The 19,455-nt window shown below is 54.4% G+C and carries 19 protein-coding genes; 10 read left to right on the forward strand and 9 right to left on the reverse strand.

The features are described 5' to 3' along the window. Window positions 1-4 precede the first annotated feature (4 nt). Complete coding sequence (locus SRBAKS_RS13795; RefSeq protein ID WP_229591468.1) at window positions 5-673, reverse strand: YkgJ family cysteine cluster protein; 669 nt, start codon at window positions 671-673, stop codon at window positions 5-7. A 375-nt stretch (window positions 674-1,048) separates the two neighbouring features. Between SRBAKS_RS13795 and dsrA the strand changes: the two genes are divergently transcribed. From dsrA to SRBAKS_RS13830, 7 genes are all read left to right on the forward strand, one after another. Further along, the gene (gene dsrA, locus SRBAKS_RS13800; protein WP_229591469.1) at window positions 1,049-2,365 is read left to right on the forward strand and encodes a dissimilatory-type sulfite reductase subunit alpha; all 1,317 of its coding nucleotides are present in this window, start codon (window positions 1,049-1,051) and stop codon (window positions 2,363-2,365) included. An 18-nt stretch (window positions 2,366-2,383) separates the two neighbouring features. Continuing rightward, a complete protein-coding gene (gene dsrB / locus SRBAKS_RS13805; RefSeq protein ID WP_229591470.1) occupies window positions 2,384-3,529 on the forward strand; it encodes a dissimilatory-type sulfite reductase subunit beta in 1,146 nt (381 codons plus the stop codon). Between the two features lie 68 nt (window positions 3,530-3,597). Next, a complete protein-coding gene (locus SRBAKS_RS13810; protein WP_229591471.1) occupies window positions 3,598-3,846 on the forward strand; it encodes a dissimilatory sulfite reductase D family protein in 249 nt (82 codons plus the stop codon). 70 nt (window positions 3,847-3,916) lie between these two features. Further along, on the forward strand, window positions 3,917-5,317 hold the full coding sequence (locus SRBAKS_RS13815) for a cobyrinic acid a,c-diamide synthase CobB (RefSeq protein ID WP_229591472.1): 1,401 nt from the start codon (window positions 3,917-3,919) through the stop codon (window positions 5,315-5,317). A gap of 72 nt (window positions 5,318-5,389) precedes the next feature. Next, complete coding sequence (locus SRBAKS_RS13820) at window positions 5,390-6,520, forward strand: DegT/DnrJ/EryC1/StrS family aminotransferase (RefSeq protein ID WP_229591473.1); 1,131 nt, start codon at window positions 5,390-5,392, stop codon at window positions 6,518-6,520. 3 nt (window positions 6,521-6,523) lie between these two features. Then, on the forward strand, window positions 6,524-6,907 hold the full coding sequence (locus SRBAKS_RS13825; RefSeq protein WP_229591474.1) for a hypothetical protein: 384 nt from the start codon (window positions 6,524-6,526) through the stop codon (window positions 6,905-6,907). 103 nt (window positions 6,908-7,010) lie between these two features. Then, complete coding sequence (locus SRBAKS_RS13830; protein WP_229591475.1) at window positions 7,011-7,508, forward strand: peptidylprolyl isomerase; 498 nt, start codon at window positions 7,011-7,013, stop codon at window positions 7,506-7,508. A gap of 150 nt (window positions 7,509-7,658) precedes the next feature. Here SRBAKS_RS13830 and SRBAKS_RS13835 read toward each other — a convergent pair whose 3' ends face one another. The 7 genes from SRBAKS_RS13835 to SRBAKS_RS13865 form a co-directional block, all read right to left on the reverse strand. Beyond that, window positions 7,659-8,267 (reverse strand): hypothetical protein, encoded by a 609-nt coding sequence (locus SRBAKS_RS13835; RefSeq protein WP_229591476.1) that lies wholly within the window; start codon window positions 8,265-8,267, stop codon window positions 7,659-7,661. Between the two features lie 200 nt (window positions 8,268-8,467). Further along, window positions 8,468-9,205 carry an ABC transporter ATP-binding protein gene (locus SRBAKS_RS13840; RefSeq protein WP_229591477.1) on the reverse strand — a complete coding sequence of 246 codons (738 nt, stop codon included), beginning with the start codon at window positions 9,203-9,205 and terminating at the stop codon, window positions 8,468-8,470. After that, window positions 9,202-9,969 (reverse strand): ABC transporter ATP-binding protein, encoded by a 768-nt coding sequence (locus tag SRBAKS_RS13845; RefSeq protein WP_229591478.1) that lies wholly within the window; start codon window positions 9,967-9,969, stop codon window positions 9,202-9,204. Before SRBAKS_RS13845 ends, SRBAKS_RS13840 begins: the two co-directional genes overlap by 4 nt. Before the next feature lie 9 nt (window positions 9,970-9,978). Beyond that, on the reverse strand, window positions 9,979-11,049 hold the full coding sequence (locus SRBAKS_RS13850; RefSeq protein ID WP_229591479.1) for a branched-chain amino acid ABC transporter permease: 1,071 nt from the start codon (window positions 11,047-11,049) through the stop codon (window positions 9,979-9,981). Window positions 11,050-11,061: 12 nt separating this feature from the next. Further along, window positions 11,062-11,979, reverse strand: a complete 918-nt coding sequence (locus SRBAKS_RS13855) for a branched-chain amino acid ABC transporter permease (protein ID WP_229591480.1) — start codon at window positions 11,977-11,979, stop codon at window positions 11,062-11,064. Window positions 11,980-12,104: 125 nt separating this feature from the next. After that, a complete protein-coding gene (locus SRBAKS_RS13860; protein ID WP_229591481.1) occupies window positions 12,105-13,286 on the reverse strand; it encodes an ABC transporter substrate-binding protein in 1,182 nt (393 codons plus the stop codon). Window positions 13,287-13,581: 295 nt separating this feature from the next. Next, a complete protein-coding gene (locus tag SRBAKS_RS13865; protein ID WP_229591482.1) occupies window positions 13,582-15,315 on the reverse strand; it encodes a long-chain-fatty-acid--CoA ligase in 1,734 nt (577 codons plus the stop codon). A 511-nt stretch (window positions 15,316-15,826) separates the two neighbouring features. Between SRBAKS_RS13865 and SRBAKS_RS13870 the strand changes: the two genes are divergently transcribed. The 3 genes from SRBAKS_RS13870 to SRBAKS_RS13880 all read left to right on the forward strand — a co-directional run bounded on the left by SRBAKS_RS13870 (window position 15,827) and on the right by SRBAKS_RS13880 (window position 18,680). After that, entirely contained in the window at window positions 15,827-16,474 is a 648-nt protein-coding gene (locus tag SRBAKS_RS13870; RefSeq protein ID WP_229591483.1) for a winged helix-turn-helix transcriptional regulator, read from the forward strand. Window position 16,475: 1 nt separating this feature from the next. Further along, the gene (locus SRBAKS_RS13875; protein WP_229591484.1) at window positions 16,476-17,567 is read left to right on the forward strand and encodes an N-acetylneuraminate synthase family protein; all 1,092 of its coding nucleotides are present in this window, start codon (window positions 16,476-16,478) and stop codon (window positions 17,565-17,567) included. Window positions 17,568-17,729: 162 nt separating this feature from the next. Continuing rightward, window positions 17,730-18,680 carry a chemotaxis protein gene (locus SRBAKS_RS13880; RefSeq protein ID WP_229591485.1) on the forward strand — a complete coding sequence of 317 codons (951 nt, stop codon included), beginning with the start codon at window positions 17,730-17,732 and terminating at the stop codon, window positions 18,678-18,680. A 126-nt stretch (window positions 18,681-18,806) separates the two neighbouring features. On the opposite strand, the gene SRBAKS_RS13885 is transcribed toward SRBAKS_RS13880, so the two are convergent. Next, the gene (locus SRBAKS_RS13885) at window positions 18,807-19,388 is read right to left on the reverse strand and encodes a class I SAM-dependent methyltransferase (protein WP_229591486.1); all 582 of its coding nucleotides are present in this window, start codon (window positions 19,386-19,388) and stop codon (window positions 18,807-18,809) included. Window positions 19,389-19,455: the final 67 nt, after the last annotated feature.

The following is a 19,455-nucleotide window of genomic DNA, read 5'->3' on the forward strand; positions in this document are numbered from 1 at the left end:
TCTCCTAAGAATTGAATCCAAAGCGGAGGGTACCGCCTGTTTCATAGACCTTGATATTCATGTTTGCCAGCAACACGCGCATGGGCCTGCCGAACAGAAAGTCGTTCAACTCAGGAGCCATGCCCGCCTTTTCCGTTACCAGGCGGCGGACTTCAGTGTCGAAAACCACCATCTCCTTGAGCTCCTTGCCTGCCTCGGTGTCGCCTTCGCGGGCGGCCATGCCGAGCGCTTCCATGCGGACGGGATTGCATTTGGCATCGTGCTCGGTGATAAGCTCGAGCAGAGGGTGTCCTTCGGGCAGGACGTCGGTGCGGCTCAGGCGGCCCTTGTCATACATGGCGCTCAATGGAGCCGTGTCCTGGCAGAAGAGCATTTCGCATTCAATGGGGCGGGTGGAATACACGCCGCACATGTTTGATTCGGGGCTGAAGAAAAGACAGGTCCAGTTGCCGTCGCGGCCCTTGATTTTCAGCACCTCGGATTCAAGGGGGACGACCTTCTCGCCGGGCTGGTCATAGGCGCGTTCACCAGATCTGAGGGTGACGATGTCGGCAAGGGCGATGGTGCCGTTTTCGATCAGCGGAAGATCCTCGATATGGAGGGCGGGACCGCCTTTACGACAGCATTCCCCACATTGTCTGCATTGCGGTGTATTCGAGTCTGATTGTTGCAAGTTTGTATTGCTCCTCATATGCTTTTGCGGTAACGATTATAGCGTTCCACAACCTGCGCAATGGGACCGATACTCCGGGAAGGCTGTAATGGCAACCCCCTGATGACGGTTCCTGTCTCGCACAGGTTGGTGCATAGGTTATATTAATGAGGATGGACAATGTTTTCTTGGATATTTCGGTTGACATAAAACCGTTATGTTCAGTACGTTGGCGGTCCTGCATACCTTGTGAATAATGGTGCAAAGCTGTTATTCGGGGGTATTTGCGTTAAGTAGGAAAGGCGTTCTGGCTCATGGTGAACTTTCACCGCTTGCCGGCCTGAGCGCAATAATGGTTGATGGCAACATCTTAATCAAACTATGGAGGTTAAGGGAATGGCGAAACACAAAACTCCTCTGTTGGATCAGCTGGAAAGCGGCCCGTGGCCCAGCTTTGTATCCGACATCAAACAGGAGGCTGAAGCTCGAGCCAAGAACGAAAAGGGTCTGGACTACCAGATTCCTGTCGATTGTCCTGACGATTTGCTGGGCGTTCTCGAAATGTCCTACACTGATGGTGAGACTCACTGGAAACACGGCGGCATCGTTGGCGTTTTCGGTTACGGCGGCGGCGTTATCGGTCGTTACTGTGACCAGCCCGAAATGTTCCCCGGCGTTGCACATTTTCACACCGTTCGTGTGGCACAGCCCAATGGTAAGTGGTACAGCACCAAGTTGCTCCGCGACTTGATGGACATCTGGGACCTTCGCGGTTCCGGTCTCACCAACATGCATGGCGCCACCGGCGACATCGTGTTCCTGGGCACCACTACCCCCCAGTTGGAAGAAATTTTCTTCGAGCTGACCCACAACCTGGACATCGACCTCGGTGGTTCCGGTTCCAACCTGCGTACCCCTGCTTCCTGCATGGGTATGTCCCGTTGTGAGTACGCCTGTTACGATTCTCAGGAGCTGTGCTACAACCTGACCATGGAATTCCAGGACGAACTTCACCGTCCCGCATTCCCCTACAAGTTCAAGTTCAAGTTCGACGCCTGCCCCAACGGCTGTGTCGCAGCTATTGCTCGTTCTGACCTGTCCTTCATCGGTACCTGGAAAGACGGCATCCGCATTAATCAGGAAGCAGTCGCTGCTTACGTCGGTGGCGAAATCGCCCCCAACGCAGGCGCACACGCCGGTAGAGACTGGGGTGCATTCGACATTCAGAAAGAAGTCGTTGATCTCTGTCCGTCCGGTTGCATCAGCTATGATGGCAAACTGACCATTGACAACAAAGAATGTGTTCGTTGCATGCACTGCATCAACACCATGCCTCGCGCACTGAAGATCGGTGAAGAGACCGGCTGTTCCATCCTTTGTGGTGCAAAAGCCCCGATCCTCGACGGTCCCCAGATGGGTTCCCTCCTTATTCCCTTCATCGAAGTGAACAAGGACGACGACTTCCAGGACATCAAGGATGTCGTTGAGAACGTGTGGGATTGGTGGATGGAAGAAGGCAAAAACCGTGAACGTATCGGTGAGACCATGAAGCGTCTCGGCCTGGCTGCATTGATCAACGCCGTTGGTGTTGATGTCGATGCCCGTCACGTTCAGGAGCCTCGCCACAACCCCTACATCTTCTGGAAAGCAGAAGACGTTGACGGTGGTTGGGAACGCGACATCAACGATTTCCGCAAGCGCCACCAGCGCTAAAAAGAGGAGTGAAATAATATGGCTTTTATTTCTTCCGGGTACAATCCCGACAAACCGATGGAAGGTCGGATCTCCGACATTGGCCCTCGTCACTTCGGCGAGTACCTGCCCCCGGTTATCAAAGACAACTTTGGTAAATGGGACTACCATGAGATCATCGAACCCGGCGTTCTGCTGCACGTAGGCCTCTCCGGCGACAAGACTTACACAGTCCGTGCTGCTACCGCTCGTCTGATGACCGTTACCATGATCCGTGAAATCTGCGACATCGCCGACAAGTTCTGCGGCGGCTTCGTTCGTTTCACCACTCGTAACAACCTCGAATTCCAGGTTGAGACCGAAGAAGCAGCCAAGGAACTCAAAGCCTTCCTGAACGAACAGAAGTTCGCAGCTGGCTCCATGAAGTTCCCTGTTGGCGGCACCGGCGCTGGTGTGACCAATATCGTTCACACCCAGGGTTGGGTCCACTGCCACACGCCTGCTACTGACGCTTCCGGTACCGTCAAGGCTACCATGGACGTCGTCTTTGATGACTTCACTGACATGAAGCTGCCTGCTCCGGTGCGCATTTCCATGGCTTGCTGTCTCAACATGTGTGGTGCAGTTCACTGCTCCGATATCGCAATCCTCGGTATTCACCGTAAGCCTCCCATCATTGACCACGAATACCTCGACAACCTGTGCGAGATTCCCCTGGCCGTCGCAGCCTGCCCCACCGGTGCAGTCCGCCCGTCCAAGGTCGAAATTGATGGCAAGACCTACAAGACCGTTGCCCTTAAGGAAGAGCGCTGCATGTTCTGTGGTAACTGCTACACCATGTGCCCCTCCCTGCCCCTGTCCGATGGTGAAGGCGACGGTATCGCCATCATGGTCGGTGGTAAGATCTCCAACCGTATCACCAAGCCCGCCTTCTCCAAGGTCGTGGTTCCCTTCGTACCCAACGAGCCTCCTCGCTGGCCTACGATGACCAAAGTGATCAAGAAGATCCTCGACACCTACGCTGCTGAAGCTAACAAATACGAACGTCTGGGCGACTGGGCTAACCGTATTGGTTGGGAACGTTTCTTCGAGAAATGCGACCTGCCCTTCTCCGAGCACCTGATCGATGACTTCCGTGATCCTGCTTACTACACCTGGCGTCAGACCACTCAATTCAAGTGGTAAGATAAATACACTCGGGATACGGTTTTCTTATACCGTATCCCGTTCTTTTTTAACGAAAGGAGTCCATCATGGCACTCGACGTCGATTCCGCTAAAGCAACGATCATTGCCTACTGCGAAGAGAAGTCCAAAAACAAGTCGAAGTTTTACTTCAATGACTTCACAAAGCTCTTTCCAGATGAGAAAGCTCGTGCAGTCAAAAAAGTTTTGACCGCCCTGATTCAGGAAGAAAAACTGGTATTCTGGTCCTCCGGGTCCACCACCATGTACGGTCTCACCGGCGCTGGAAAACAGGCCGCATCCGAGGGTGAAGACTAGACTCTAGCCTGACCCGGTACTTGAGGCCTTGCCCTTACCTTGTGGTAATGGGCAAGGCTTTTCTCAGTTTATGGGCTCCATCATAGTGCACACATTTCTTTCTCGTATAGTTCTTGCCGGGCTTTCCGGTGGCACAGGAAAGACTATTGTCTCCCTGGCCCTGGCCCGTGCCTTTTCCAGGGCGGGTAAAAAAGTCGCTCCCTTTAAAAAGGGGCCGGACTATATCGACGCCAAATGGCTTGGTCTTGCCGCCAAAAGTCCCTGTTCGAATCTCGACCCTTTCTTTCATTCCTCAGAAGCGATTCGCTCACTTTTCTTTCATAAATCGCAAGGGTTTGACGTCAGCCTCATTGAAGGCAACCGGGGGTTGTTCGACGGCAAGGACGAACAGGGCTCCTGCTCCACGGCAGAGCTGGCCCGCGTGCTCGATGCTCCGGTGATACTGGCTATCGACTGCACCAAGATGACCCGAACCGTGGCGGCCATTGTTCAAGGCTGCGTTCACTTTGAAAAAGGGGTGAACCTGGCCGGAGTGATCCTGAACAGAACCGCTGGGGAACGCCATCGTTCCATTCTCAAGAAGTCCATTGAAACGCATACGGATGTGCCGGTGCTCGGCATGCTGCCCAAAATCGGAGAGAATCCCATTCCGGAACGTCACATGGGGCTCATGTCCGATCAGGAGTATACCGGGAGCGGCCATGACGCACTTGACGCACTGGCCGATATGGCAGAAGAATGGCTGGACATGGACGCAATCTTGAAAGTGGCCGAGTCCGCCTCGGATTTCGGTCCGGTTACACAACCGATCTTTTCCGGTCAGCCTGCAGCGAAGTCCGTACGCATAGGCTATGTGCACGACGCCGCGCTCTGGTTCTATTATCCCGAAAATCTCGAGGCTTTGGAGCACGCCGGAGCAGAGATGGTTCGGGTCAGCCTGCTTGACGACACGCCGTGGCCCGAGCTGGACGGTCTGTATCTCGGTGGTGGGTTCCCCGAGGTTTTCTGTTCGGAAATTGCGGCCAATTCGTCTATTCTGAAACATATCTACGCTTTGGCAGAGAGCGGATTGCCGATCTACGCCGAGTGCGGAGGCTTCATGGTGCTGTGCGATTCTCTGCAGATTGAGGGTGCTTCCCACAAAATGGCAGGGGTTTTCCCCTTGTCCACCTCATTCTGTCCTCGGCCTCAAGGGCTTGGCTATACCGAGGCTGAAGTCATTGCCGAGAATCCGTTCTATCCGGTGGGTTCAACCATTCAGGGACATGAGTTTCATTATTCAATGTGTGTCTCCGACAATGCGCCCGACCTGGAATTCGGTCTGCGAATGCGCCGTGGAAAGGGGAGTGCCATCGGTCACGACGGGTTCCTCTATAAAAACACCATGGCAGGGTACAATCACATTCATGCGTTGGCTGTGCCTGGCTGGGCCGAGCGCTTCGTGGCCGCTGCCCGCAAGCATCAATCCTAAATTTCTTGTTCAGGCACCCGATACTATGAGACAGTGCCAAAGAACAAAACGTTAACACCAAGTGAGATACATATGAGCATTCCATTTATTGATTTGAAAACGCAGTACAAGCAAGTTGAAGAGTCTGTGAAGAAGGGCATCGAAGGTGTTCTGGAACACGGCGCCTATATCATGGGACCGGAAATCAGCGGTCTGGAAGCCACTCTTGCCGAGTTCAGCAATGTGAGCCACGCTGTCGGATGTTCCTCCGGTACGGACGCGCTGATGATGGCCCTCATGGCCCAGAATATCGGTCCGGGTGATGCCGTCTTTACCACGCCGTTCACGTTCATTGCCACGGCTGAAGTCGTCGCGCTCCTGGGAGCTACCCCGGTGTTCGTCGACGTGGACCCGGTGACCTTCAACATTGACGCGGACGACCTGCGCCGCAAGATTCGTGACGTCAAGGAGAACCGCTCCGACCTCAAGCCCAAGGGCGTTATCTCGGTGGATATTTTTGGTCAGCCAGCTGACTATGATGTCATCCAGCCCCTTGCGCAGAACTCCGGCCTGTTCCTCATCGTGGACGCAGCCCAGTCTTTTGGCGCCACCTACAAGGGTAAGCCTGTCTGCTCTTTCGGCGATATGGCCTGTACCTCCTTTTTCCCGGCAAAGCCGCTGGGTTGTTACGGCGACGGCGGTATGGTCTTCTGCCACAGCGACGAGACCTACAAGCTGCTGACCTCCATCCGAGTGCATGGCATGGGCGTGGAGAAATATGACAATGATCGTCTCGGTCTCACCGCGCGCCTTGATTCCATGCAGGCTGCCGTGCTCCAGGCCAAGTTCGAGATCTTCCCTGACGAGATCGCCAAGCGCCAGATCGTGGCGGATCGCTACGCCGAACTGTTGTCCGGTATTGACGGTCTGACCCCGCCATCCGTGCCCGAGGGCAATGTCTCTGTCTGGGCTCAGTACTGCGTGCTGGCTCGGGACACAGAACATCGCACCGAGATAATGGGCCGACTCGCCGAGGCATCCATTCCCAGCGTGATCTACTACCCCAAACCGTTGCACCTGCAGAAAGCCTTTGATTCCCTGGGCTATTCCATGGGTGATTTTCCGGTATCAGAAGATCTCGCCAGCCGCATCTTTGCCTTGCCCATGCATCCCTACCTCGCCGCAGAGGATCAGGAGACCATCGCACAGGTCATCAAGGGGTAGAGCATGGCCATTGCCTGGAAGGGTCTTATCAGGATTCTCAAACCAGTCGGGGCGGGATTGGCGTTAGCCTTTCTCGCCACCGCTCTGGTGGACAAGCCTGCACCCGTGCACTTCCAGCCCGAGAATCCGTATGCGGCCAAGCAGACGGAGATACTTGAACCACAGGCTGATCTGGTTATCGAGCGTAATATCATGAAACTCGGCTCACCGTTTTCCGTGCAGCCAGCCGGAGATGTGGTAGAACCCGTCAAGGAACCGGTACAGCCGATCAAGCCGGAAACAGAAGTCCTGTCCGGCTCGACAGTCGAGTCCGATTTGTTACCTGATCCCCCTCCCCAGGGCAGTTCTTCCGTCAAGGGAGCGGTGACCGAAACTCCGGAGTTCTGATTTGGCCAGATGGCCGCATTTGCCAGCCAGCCCGGCCTCTGGTACACGGTGGCACCAGAAATGACATTACGCCGGGAACGAACCGGCACAAAGGAGCAGTTTTATGATCAAAATGGAAACCAGCATGGGCGATATCGTCATTGAACTCGATTTCGACAAGGCACCGAAATCCGCTGCCAACTTTCAGCAGTATGTCGAAGAGGGCTTCTACGACGGCCTCATCTTTCACCGCGTCATCTCCAATTTCATGGTGCAGGGCGGCGGCATGGATGAGAACATGAACGAGAAGGCCACTCGTGCCCCCATTGAGAACGAAGCCAACAACGGTCTCAAGAATGACATCTACACTCTGGCCATGGCGCGTACCATGGACCCGCATTCCGCTTCCTCCCAGTTTTTCATCAACGTCAAGGACAACGGTTTCCTGAACTTCTCTTCCGAGACTCCGCAGGGCTGGGGCTACGCAGTCTTCGGCAAGGTCGTCGAGGGCACTGAGATCGTTGACGAGATCAAAGGCGTTGCCACAGGTCGTAACGGCTTCCATGACGATGTCCCGGTCGAGCCTGTGTTCATCAACAAGGCCACTGTGATCGAGGATTAGTCTGCGGCTGCCTGCACGCAGCATGAAAGCCCCCGGAACCCGTTTCGGTTGAAACGCGATTTGGGGGAAAGAAAAAGACGTAACGGCGCATTCTGTTCTACAGAGTGCGCCGTTTTTGTATGGATGAATCTGAAGAAGACCTTGGCTATGCTACACAAGCAGGTTCAGCCCCGTGTAGCTGGATTGCCCGGTGCCGGTCAGCATGCCACCGCCGCTGAACCAGTCTGTGGGGTCGGAGTTGTCTTCATACCACCATGCGAGCGACTCCTGTTGCAGTGACTGCATGAAGGACGCCTGCGTCAACTGAGTGCTGGCCGTTGTGGTCAGTTTGCCCAGCTGCAGGATGGTGTTGAAATCCTCAACCTTGTCAGGATTGTTTTCGAAATACTGGTCGATGACGGCCTTGTCCTCGTTGCCGCTGGCAACAGTGACTTTGCCTGTTGTGGTGTCATAGGTCAGGGGGATTTTGGTTGAGACGTCGACGCCGAGCTTTTTGAGGTCAGCCATGACCGCAGCGTCCCACTCTTCTTCCAGGGTCGTGCGGTAGTCGTCCACTTCTTGAAATGACAACTTGCCGTCAGACCCTTTGGGGACTTTATCGAGGTAGGACATGATATCGTTACCCATGGCTGTCCCGCTGGCTTTCGCTTCCTGGTCAACCTTTTTGGCCTGAGCAACAAGCTGCTCCTCTTCATTGGCTGCCCGCAGCAGCGAATACGCGTTCGTATACCCACCAGAACCAATTGCCTGCGTTGACATGGCACTACTCCATTCAGTTGATATGAAGAAAGGTAAATTTTACCTACTCAATATCAAGAAGCATAACCCGTGCCAGCAGGGCGAACTGAAATCGGCTGAGAACAGTGGAGAAGAAGAAAGGAAAGAGCCGGGAGAAGGGAAGAAAAAGGGGCTGCCCAATATGCGTCAGGCAGCCCCTTATTTGTTGGTGTCTATGCGTTCTAGCCGCCGAGGTAGGCTTTCTTCACTTCAGGATCTTCCATGAGTTCGTCGCACGGGCCTTCGGCAACGATTTCACCGGTATCGATGACATAGCCGCGGTGAGCGAACTTGAGAGCCAGGTTGGCGTTCTGTTCGATGAGCAGGATGGTCATGCCTTCGGCATTGAGATCCTTGAGTGTGCGGAACATGTCGTACATGAGCAGCGGGGCAAGCCCCATGGATGGCTCGTCAAGCATGATGAACTTGGTACCGGACATGAGAGCGCGGCCCACGGCGAGCATCTGCTGTTCACCACCGGACAGTGACTCGGAGCGCTGCTTCTTCCGTTCGTCGAGGCGAGGGAAGAGGGTGTAAACGCGCTTGTAGTCGCGGTTGATTTCGGTCTGTCCGTCCTTGCGGGCAAAGGTCGCCAGCTTGAGGTTTTCTTCAACGGTCAGGTTGCCGAAGATGTGACGGCCTTCCGGCACCAGGGCCAGATGCAGGTCTGAGACGATCTTGTCCGGGGCCATGCCGAGTATCGACTTGCCGCGGAACTTGATGTCGCCGCTGATGACCTTGGGAGCTTCGGGCGGCGGCAGTTGCGACACGGACATGAGTGTCGTGGATTTGCCTGCGCCGTTCGCACCGATGAGGGTGACGATCTCGCCTTCACCCACGGTAAAGGAGATGCCGTGCAGGGCCTCGATATTGCCGTATTTGACGTAGAGGTCGGAGACCTCGAGAAGTGGCGTACTCATATGTTGTCGTCTCCAAGATAGGCCTTGATGACGGCCGGGTTGCTTTGGATGTCTTCTGCCGTCCCCTCTGCGATGGTGGCACCGAAGTCGATGACCTTGATCCACTGGCAGAGTGAGGTGACAACCTTCATTTGGTGCTCGATCATGAAGATGGTGATGTCGAAGTTGTCGTGAATCCAGCGCACCAGCTTGATGAGGTCTTCCACGTCTGCGGAGTTCAGTCCGGCTGCGGGTTCGTCAAGAAGCAGCAGCTTGGGCCGGATGGACATGGCCCGGGCGATCTCCACACGACGTTGCAGGCCGTAGGGGAGGTTTTTGGGGAACTCCATGGCCACGTCAGTGAGCGACATGGCTTCAAGCAGTTCCTCGGCAATCTCCAGGATGCGGGCTTCGCGCTTGCGGTATTTCTTGCCCCGAAGGATGGAATCGAGCACACCATATCCCATGCGGTAGTGCTGGGCGATACGGATGTTGTCGAGCACCGTCATGTCATGCCAGAGGCGAATGTTCTGGAAGGTGCGCGCGATACCCATGGAGGTGACCTGATGCGGCCTGAGGCCTGCAGTGGGGTTGCCATCCAGGGTGATGGTGCCCTCCGTGGGCTGGTAGAAACCGGATATCAGGTTGAAGATGGTGGTCTTGCCTGCGCCGTTGGGGCCGATAAGGCCCATGAGTTCGCCGCCTTTCATATCCACACTGAATTCGGACACGGCCTGGAGGCCACCGAATCGTTGTGTCAGAGAGTCGATTTTAAGAAGTGACATATCGACCCCCTATTTGAATGTGTAGAATTTTTTGAGTTTCGGGAACACGTCCGACAATTCGCGGTTGCCGAGGATACCTTCCGGCCTGAACTGCATGATCAGCACGAGGAGCAGCGGAATGATGATCCACTTGATGACACCGGCCGACGGCTCCCAGTCCGGGAACACGAAGGTGGCGGGAGCCAGCAGGAAGTCCATGAGGGGTTGCGATCTGAGCACTTCCATGAGGAAGGTGAAGACCACGGCAGAGATGACTGCGCCGGAGAGCGAGCCCATACCGCCGAGATAGACCATGACCATGGCCTCGGTGGATTTCAGGATATTGAAGGACTGCGGGTTGACGTAGCCGACGATGTGGGCGAACAGACCGCCCGCGCAACCGGCCAGGCCAGCGGATAGCATGAAGTTGACGGTTTTGATCTTGTTGGTGTTCACGGACATGATCTCGGCTGCGACCTCATCCTGACAGATGGCGTTGACGCCCTTGCCGAAGGTGGATGTGATGAAGCGCCGGATCACCCAGACATTGAAGGCGGTGAACAGCATGACCCAGAAAAGCATCCAGGGTGCGTTCAGGGTGCCCTTCATGGCCCAGACCGTGTCCTTCATACCCTGGAAGCCGCGGGAGCCTCCGACAAAGTCCATGTTCTCGATGGCCGAGATGACAATGTAGTTCACGGCAATGGTGATGATGGCCAGGTAGTCGTCGCGTGTCTTGAAGGACGGGACGGCAACGAGAATGGCAACCAGCGACGCCAGAAAACCGCCGATGAGTATGATGATAGGGAACACGACTACAGCCATGTCTGCCGGAAGCAGAGGCGCGCCGAGTTTGTTGCCGAAGCAGAATACGGACAGCACGGATGAGATGTACGCGCCGACACACATGTACGCGGCGTGACCACAGGTGAACTCTCCCATGTTGCCGTTCACCAGGTTCAGACTGGTGGACATGATGATGTTGATGCCCACATACATGAGGGTGGCCTGAATGTAGCCATCAATAATTCTGTATTGTGCCAGGACCAGCAGCACGACCGCAATGGCTGCCATGAGCACGTTGAGGGAGTATCTTTGCATGTAATGGACTCCCTAAATTTTTGTGGATTGCGGCATGCCGAACAGGCCCGTGGGTTTGACCCAGAGGATGATCAGCAGAATCGAGAAGGCGAACAGGTCACGGTAGGTGGACTCCAGGCCGGGCATGGCAACAACGCCGACTTCGATGAAGCCGAGCAGGAAGCCGCCCACGAATGCGCCCTTGATGTCCCCGATGCCGCCCACGACTGCGGCGATGAATGCCTTCCAGCCGATAAGCATGCCCATGAATGGTTCCAGTATGGGGTAGGACATGGCGTAGAGCAGTCCGGCCAGTCCGGCGAAGGCGGATCCCAGCACAAAGGTGAATACAATGATGAAGTCAATGGGAATGCCCATGAGCGGGATGGCGAATTTATCGTACGAGATGCCGCGCATGGCCATGCCGATTTTTGTCTTTGTCACGATGAAGTTCAACAGGACAAAAACCGCGATGGCAGCCACGATAACGATGACCTTCAGGTTGGTGATGGTCACGTCACCCATATGCCAGATGGATTTTTGAATCAGTTCCGGAAATTTCAGGCGTTCGGCACCGAGCACGGCCAGGTTGGAGTACTCAAGGATGAAGCCGCACATGAGTGCCGTGATAACCACATACAGTCGGTGCGCGCCTTTTCGGCGCAGGGGGCGATAGGCGATACGCTCCAGCGTGACACCGACACAGGCGGTCAGGGCCATGGTCAGTGGTACGGCGACGACGAATGTCCACAGGGGGGACAGGCCGATTGACGGTCCGAGCAGAACCCCGGAGATTCCAAATGCGATGTACGCTCCCACCATGAAAATGTCGCCATGGGCGAAGTTGATGAGACGCAGAACACCGTACACCAGGGTGTAGCCCAGCGCGATAAGCGCATAGAAGCTCCCCCACTGCAGGGCGTTCAGTATGTTCTGAATTAAAAAGTCCACTTTATGTCTTCCCCAGAAAAATATTTGGGCCTTTTGCGGTTTTAGAGAATAAGTTAGCCCGTTTACTTAGTAAAAGGGCGGGGACCAGAAGGTCCCCGCCCTGGTGTTTCAATAACAACAGCTGCTTACGGGCAGACAGATTCTTCAAAGACGAATTCGCCCTTGTCGTTGATCTTGACGACCACGGCGCACTTGATGGGGTCACCCTGTGCGTCGAACTTGGAGGAACCGGTGATGCCGTCAAAGGACTTGATGGCGGACAGGCCCTCGCGGACAGCTTCACGCATGGCAACGGGGTCGGCTTCGACCTTGCCAGCGTTCTTGATGGCTTCGATCATGATGCCGATGGAGTCCCAGGTCAGCGCTGCGTAGTCAGCAGGGGTGGAACCGTAGGCGGCTTCGTAACGGTCGATGAAGACCTTGGTTGCACCCTTGGCACCGGCAGCGGCGTAGTGGGTGGAGAAGTAGTTGTTGTAGCACTGGTCGCCGCACAGCTTGATCAGGTCAGGAGTACCCCAGGCGTCGGAGCCCATGAAGGGACCGGTGTAGCCGAGGTCGCGAGCCTGCTGGATGATCAGGGCAACCTGGTTGTAGTTGTCAGGCACGAAGATGAAGTCCGGGTTGGCAGCGATGACGGTGGTCAGCTGAGCGGAGAAATCCTGGTCCTTGGTACCATGGGATTCGAAAGCGACGACAGGGCCGAGGCCTTTGGCTTCCCAGGAGGACTTGAAGATTTCAGCCAGACCCTTGGAGTAGTCGTTGGACACGTCGAAGATGACGGCAGCGGTCTTGGCACCGAATTTCTTGGCAGCGAAGTCAGCAACAACAGGACCCTGGAAAGGATCGAGGAAGGCTGCACGGAAAACCCAGGGACGGTCCAGGGTGGTGTTCGGGTTGGTGGACCAGGGGGAGATCATGGGGGTGTGGTTGTCGTTGCAGGTACCACCGGCAGGCACAGCCTGCTTGGAGGAGTTGGGGCCGATGATGGCAATGACATTGTCCTGCTCGATGAGCTTCAGAGCGACGTTAGTAGCGGATTCAGCTTTGGACTCGTTGTCCATGTAGATGAATTCGAGGGGGTATTTCTTGCCGCCGACTTCCAGGCCACCGGCGTCGTTGATGTCTTTGAGATACATTTCGGCTGCGTTCTTGGAACCTTCACCAACTTCCGGGATATCACCGGTCAGGGGCAGGTTGAAACCGATCTTGATGGTTTTGGGGGCGTCGTCCCCGCAACCGGCCAACAGGAAGGCGCTACAAACCAGCATAATGGTCAGCAGGCCAACACTTTTAAGAAAACCTTTCATCATTTCCTCCTCTCATAGGAATTTTCAATTGCAACAGTAAAAAAACAGTTTTTAGTGCATACACCAATTAGAATTTGAGTGAAAGGGTTTTTCCCTTCCGACATTTTTGCAAATGGTGCGGTATGGTTGAATAAATTGCTTATTTGTTGAGCTTCTTTCGAATTTTAGTTGGTCAAATAGCGTTAAAAAAAATTTACGGTTGCCATAAATGTAAAAAGCCCTCTGTCTCCAGAGGGCTTCGTGAGGCTTAAATGCCCAGTTGTATACATCATTATGTCCGTCTGCGCACAGTGGATCATGCACAATTCTGCGTTGAGTTTTCCTTGGACTTCTTCTTTTTTTTCTTCAAATCGATATTGGCTTTCTCTTCATCCCTGAGGGCGCGACGGAGGACTTTGCCAACCATGGTCTTGGGCAGCTCGGTTCTGAACTCCACCTGACGGGGTACTTTGTAGTTGGCCAGCTTCTCTCTGCAGTAGGCGATGACGTCTCCTCTGGTCAGCTCCTCGCCGGGTTGGGTCACCACAAAGGCCTTGACGATTTCGCCTCGGGAGGCATGGGGAATGCCCACTGAGACCGCTTCTTTGACCTTGGGGTGCGCGTGCAACACTTCGTCTATTTCGCGTGGGTAGATGTTGTAGCCGCCGGAGATGATGAGATCCTTTTTGCGGTCCACAATGTAAAAGTAGCCTTCCTCGTCCATGGTGGCGATGTCGCCGGTGTAGAGCCAGCCGTTCCTGAGCACGTCGGCCGTGGCGTCCGGGCGATTGTAGTATCCCTTCATGACCTGGGGGCCGCGGATGACCAGTTCGCCGCGCTTGCCCGCAGGCAGCGGCTCGCCGCCCACGTCCATATCCACGATCTTGGCATCGGTGTCCGGGAAGGGGAGGCCGATGGAGCCGTTCTTGCTCAGCCCGAGCAGTGGGTTGAAGTGGGTCACGGGAGAGGCCTCTGTCAGGCCGTAGCCTTCGGTTATGGACGACCCCCCCGAGCGGGCCTGAAACTGCTCCATGTATTCCACCGGCATGGGGGCCGAACCGGACACACAGACCTCGATGGACTTGAGGTCGTATTTATCGATGTCCTTTTGTTGGAGCAGGGAAATATACACGGAAGGGGCACCCGGAAACACCGTGGGTTTGAGCTTGTCTATGCCCTTGAGCACATCCAGGGGCACATAGCGCGGGAAGGGAGCCAGTGTCGCGCCGATGCTGGTGGGCCAGGCCAGACAGACCGTCAGCCCATATATATGGAAATAGGGCAGGATGCCGAGAAAGGTCTCCCGCTTTTTGCCCAGCGTGTGCATCATGGCGTGGCACTGCTGCATGTTCGCACTGATATTGAAATGGGTCAGTACGCACCCCTTGGCCACGCCCGTGGTGCCGCCGGTGTACTGAAGCAGGGCGGTGTCTTCGGGGTCCACCCGTTCGTCGGTGTACCGCTCCCGCCCCTTAGTAAGATCCTTGAAAGGCAATATGGATTTGCCGTCAAAGGGGATGGAGGGGGATGAACCGGATTTTTTCTGTTGGAGTTTGTAGAGAACGTTCAGGGGGAATTTCAGGCCTTCCCCAATGGTGGTGATGAAGAATTTCTCTACCGGGATGGAGTCGCGCAGTTTGGAGAGTTTGGGCCAGAGCAGGTCCAGCGTGATACAGTGGCGCACCCCGGCGTCGTTGAATTGATGAACGATTTCCGTTTCCATATAGAGGGGGTTGGTCATGACGACCACGGCCCCTGCCCGGAGGACCCCCCACAAGGCGATGATGGTCTGCGGCAGGTTGGGCAGCATCATCGCCACACGGTCACCCCTGCGGACCCCTTGCGCCTTGAGGTTTGCCGCGAATATCTCGCTCTGCATTTTGAGCTTGCCGTACGTTATCGACCAGTTCTTGAAAATGATGGCTTTCCGTTTGGGCCACTTGTGCGCGGCGCGGTCCAGGAACGTGAACAAAGGAATTTTGTCATAGTCCAGAGTGGGCGGAACATCAGGGTCGTATGATTTGAGCCAGGGGCGGTCGATAAGCTCCATGGAGATAGTCCTTATGGGTTGGTTCAAGCGAGTTTGGAGAACGTATAATAGGCTGCCAATGTGGTCAATATGGCTGGCCTGAACTGTTCGGAGACGGAGTTTTGACGCAAAAAAGAGGGGGGCGCAACCCCAATTTCCGCGCAAAGGGAAGGCGATGAATCGATCACAAAATTAATGATTTTTATTTACAGTATGTTACGGTGGTTGTCTCTGGCAATGCCTTCGTGTGTTCCAGCCTTGGCAGAGTCCTTGCATTTTCTCCCTCGTCTTGAAAAGTGGAAATGATTGCCTGTTTCACTAAAGTGACTGGTGAAAAAGGCCGATTATTCAATATGTCAACGATTGGTTTTATTGAGACTTGGGGTGTCCGTCGGGGCTGAATCCGGCGGAAAGCGTTGCAGGTCGGGCAAGTTGACAGGGTGACGGAGCATGTCTAGAGTGACACACTCAGCATTGTAACTCACCGCTCGAACAGATGAATCATTGACCGAACGAATGACCGAGAGAATGCATGACAGATCAAGTTGAAAATGTGGTTACCGGGATGCTGATAACAGACGGATACTATCTCAAGCCGAGTAAAAGTACCCGTGTTCTCGCCATTTTGGATGCCCTCTCCAGAGATTCCAGCCTGTCCCAGTTCGAGCTTGGCAAGCAGCTGCATTTGTCCGGGGCTATGGTCAACCAGTACCTCAAGCAGTTGCAAAGCGAGGGATTGGTGGAATACCTTCCCATCAATGGGAAAAGTTACAATTATACGCTCACCGAAGAGGGGCAGCAGTCCAGACAGCGCATGTTCTCCGATTACTCGTCGGAAACGGTCCGCCTGTACTCGACCATCAAGGAGTTCGTGCTGGATAAATTGAACGTCCTGGAAACTGCCGACAAAAGAAAGCTGGCGTTGTTCGGCGCGTCCGAGACCTGCGAAGTTGTTCTGTCCGCATTGCGGGAAACCTCTTTCAAGGTTATGGCTCTTCTGGATAATGATACGAATAAACAGGGGCAGATTTTCAATGGACACGTGGTTTCCGCGCCGCATGTCCTCGACCAGATGGACTGCGATGCCGTGGTTATCACCTCTTTTGGCAAGCAAGGTGAGATCTATGAGCAACTCAAGCCCTATTCCAACAAGCGCGGTTTTCAAATTGTGAGATTCTGATATGAAACAGATTCAGTCCGTCACACTTCGTTCAGGTATCACCATCGGCGCAGGCCATCCCTGTTTTGTTGTCGCTGAAATAGGCAACAACCATCAGGGCGAGTTCGAGATTGCCAAGCAGATGATTGATGAGGCTGCAGCCGCAGGCGTTCAGGGTGTCAAATTTCAAAAACGGGACAATGAAGCGCTGCTGACCCGCGAAGGCAGGGCCGCACCATATACCGGTCCCAATTCCTTTGGTCCCACCTATGGTGAGCATCGTGATACTCTGGAGCTGTCCATTGAAGAAATGGCGCAGCTCAAGGAGTACAGCGAGTCCAGAGGATTGGTCTTTTTTGCTTCGGCCTGGGATGATCCGAGTCTGGCTCAGATTCTTGACCTGGATGTGGATCTGCTCAAAATCAGTTCCGCAGAGCTGGTCAACGTGCCCCTGGTCCGCAAATATGCTGCGGCCAAAATTCCCATCATTCTTTCTACGGGCATGAGCGGGCTGGAAGACATTGACGTGGCCATGGCAGAGATCAACGCCTACCACGATCAGGTTGTGCTTCTGCATTGCAATTCCACCTATCCCTGCCCCGAAGACCAGATAGGTCTGCCGGTCATGGAGGCTCTCTCCGAGAGGTACGGCGTACCCGTAGGGTATTCCGGTCATGAAAAAGGCATCGGTCCCAGCGTGGGGGCGGCCGCACTTGGAGCCTCCGTGGTGGAGCGTCATTTCACCCTGGACAAGAGCCTGAAAGGCACTGATCATCAGGCCTCCCTTGAGCCAAAGGAACTGGCTGACATGGTGACCATGATTCGCGAGGTTGAGAAAGCCACGCAGATCAAGGGAAAGGTCGTGTTCCCTGAAGAACAGGCCGCTGCCAAAAAACTCAGAAAGTGCATTGTTTTCTCCCGAGAACTGCCCGCAGGGCATGTGCTGACAGTCGCGGACCTGACCACCCGTTGTCCGCGTGTCGGGGTCTCGCCTGTCCATTGGGACGAGGTTATCGGTGCCACGCTCAATCGTTCGGTCAAACATGAAGAACCGGTTCAGTGGGATACCCTGAGTCAGGCCGCCACAGAGTGCGCGGACGCGGCGTCGTCCTAACTCTCGTAGATAAAAACAGAATAAAAGCACCGCAATATTGTGGTGCTTTTTTTATACCTTCATTGAAAAAAATCACTGAAAATGAAAATAATCATTCATTTAAATGACCCCATCATGGTACATGTTTGTGGAGTCATGCAGAGTGTGCTCTAAGGAGGGAGAATGAGTCAAACGGATATTTTGTTGGAAACAGGCACCAATGAACTTGAAATAATTGAGTTTTTTATCAATGAAGAGACGTCTAAGGGACCGATGACGTATTATTTTGGCGTCAACGTGGCCAAGGTGCTTGAAGTCGTTGAAGCGCCGGAAGGACTGGAGTCTTCCGAGGCAGCAGTTCATCCGAGTTTCCTTGGCACCATTCCCCTGCGCGATCTTATTCTGCCGGTTGTGGATTTGAGTGTGTGGTTGAAGATCGACAGAAGCCACGCAGAGAATGAACCGGTCATTGTCACCGAGTTCAATGGCATGATCACGGGATTTCTCGTCTCCGGTGTGACCCAGATTCATCGTGTGAACTGGGCAGATGTGGAGCCGCCGAGCAAATATTTTTCGACCATGGATACCAACTGCATTACCGGGACGGTCAAGATCAACGACCGGTTTGTGCTCATGCTCGACCTTGAACAGGTGCTGGCCGATCTCGACGAATCAGGGCAAACCCAGGCCAACTTGAGCAATGTTGTGTCTGAAGAGCGCTACCATGCCCTGATTGCTGATGATTCAACGTCTGTCCGGCAACTGCTGGAAAAGAATTTTACCGATGCGAATTTTGAAGTCACCATCGTAGGTGATGGCGCCGAAGCATGGAACAAGCTTGAACTCATCAAGAAGCAATGCCTGAGTGAAGGGAAGAGTCCGTTGGATTTCATTGACGCCGTTGTTTCAGACGTGGAAATGCCGCAGATGGATGGCTACACGCTGACCAGGCGCATCAAGGAGGACCCGGTTCTCAAGATATTGCCGGTAACCCTGTTTTCCTCCCTCATCTCAAAATCAGTTTTGCACAAGGGCAAGGCGGTCATGGCGGATGAGCAGGTGACCAAGCCGGAATTCGACGGGTTGACGCAGAAGGTGATCAATCTGATCCAGCGATGGGATCCGAGCGCGTAATTACCGGCCAATTACCGGTCGGCGAGTACTGTTTTGAAGAGAAGACGCCGTTGCCTTGCGAGGCAACGGCGTCTTTTTTCGTGCATTCGGGCTAGTGTGCTGCCCCCGTGAGAGAAGTGGTACTATTCATTGTGCAGGCATTTGAAAAATTTGCAGATAGAAATGGTCGGCCACGGGGACGGTATCAAGCGGATCCAGCGGAATGGCTTCCTGGAGTTCCTCCGGGGAGTAGCGTTGTTTCAAGGGCGGCCCAAACGCGGTGTGGTGTTTGGCGATTTCCACCACAGCCAGCAAACCGCCCGGGTAAAGCAGGCGTTGTACCTCCCGGACCAATCCCTGGAGTTCTTCTTTTGACAGGGAATGAATGACTGTTGATACATACAGCAAATCGACACTTGCGCTGCGCAGCGGGGTCGATCTGGTTACATCGCACGTCTGTGCTCTGATGTTTGTGTCTGTGGTTTCCTCACAGAGTGTATTGATGAAATGTTCATTGAGATCAAATGCATGGACCGTTCCTGATGGCCCGATTCTTTCGGAGAAAAGTCGGGTCATGTATCCGTTACCGCAACCGGCATCAACCAATGTCTGCCCCGGCAGGATATTCAGCTCAAGAAGAATCCGATCCGTATCCAGCATGCCTTCGGTAAAGCGTTTTCTTCGTCCGGGACTTTGACGCCTCATGGTCAGGTGTTCATTCTGTGCCACGGTTACACCTCCTTTGCGTTCAGTACATAAACAGGTTCGCTTGTTGAAGATGGATATGCCGTCGCAA

The organism is Pseudodesulfovibrio sediminis (assembly GCF_020886695.1).
In the GTDB taxonomy this organism is placed as follows: Bacteria; Desulfobacterota; Desulfovibrionia; order Desulfovibrionales; family Desulfovibrionaceae; genus Pseudodesulfovibrio; species Pseudodesulfovibrio sediminis.

Coding starts and splice junctions, on each gene's coding strand:
- SRBAKS_RS13865 (WP_229591482.1), bottom strand. CDS start 15,315: ATGGAGCTTATCGACCGCCCCTGGCTCAAATCATACGACCCTGATGTT.
- SRBAKS_RS13835 (WP_229591476.1), bottom strand. CDS start 8,267: ATGTCAACGCAGGCAATTGGTTCTGGTGGGTATACGAACGCGTATTCG.
- SRBAKS_RS13860 (WP_229591481.1), bottom strand. CDS start 13,286: ATGAAAGGTTTTCTTAAAAGTGTTGGCCTGCTGACCATTATGCTGGTT.
- SRBAKS_RS13815 (WP_229591472.1), top strand. CDS start 3,917: ATGGGCTCCATCATAGTGCACACATTTCTTTCTCGTATAGTTCTTGCC.
- SRBAKS_RS13810 (WP_229591471.1), top strand. CDS start 3,598: ATGGCACTCGACGTCGATTCCGCTAAAGCAACGATCATTGCCTACTGC.
- dsrB (WP_229591470.1), top strand. CDS start 2,384: ATGGCTTTTATTTCTTCCGGGTACAATCCCGACAAACCGATGGAAGGT.
- SRBAKS_RS13870 (WP_229591483.1), top strand. CDS start 15,827: ATGACAGATCAAGTTGAAAATGTGGTTACCGGGATGCTGATAACAGAC.
- SRBAKS_RS13825 (WP_229591474.1), top strand. CDS start 6,524: ATGGCCATTGCCTGGAAGGGTCTTATCAGGATTCTCAAACCAGTCGGG.
- SRBAKS_RS13830 (WP_229591475.1), top strand. CDS start 7,011: ATGATCAAAATGGAAACCAGCATGGGCGATATCGTCATTGAACTCGAT.
- SRBAKS_RS13845 (WP_229591478.1), bottom strand. CDS start 9,969: ATGTCACTTCTTAAAATCGACTCTCTGACACAACGATTCGGTGGCCTC.
- dsrA (WP_229591469.1), top strand. CDS start 1,049: ATGGCGAAACACAAAACTCCTCTGTTGGATCAGCTGGAAAGCGGCCCG.
- SRBAKS_RS13875 (WP_229591484.1), top strand. CDS start 16,476: ATGAAACAGATTCAGTCCGTCACACTTCGTTCAGGTATCACCATCGGC.
- SRBAKS_RS13880 (WP_229591485.1), top strand. CDS start 17,730: ATGAGTCAAACGGATATTTTGTTGGAAACAGGCACCAATGAACTTGAA.
- SRBAKS_RS13840 (WP_229591477.1), bottom strand. CDS start 9,205: ATGAGTACGCCACTTCTCGAGGTCTCCGACCTCTACGTCAAATACGGC.
- SRBAKS_RS13850 (WP_229591479.1), bottom strand. CDS start 11,049: ATGCAAAGATACTCCCTCAACGTGCTCATGGCAGCCATTGCGGTCGTG.
- SRBAKS_RS13820 (WP_229591473.1), top strand. CDS start 5,390: ATGAGCATTCCATTTATTGATTTGAAAACGCAGTACAAGCAAGTTGAA.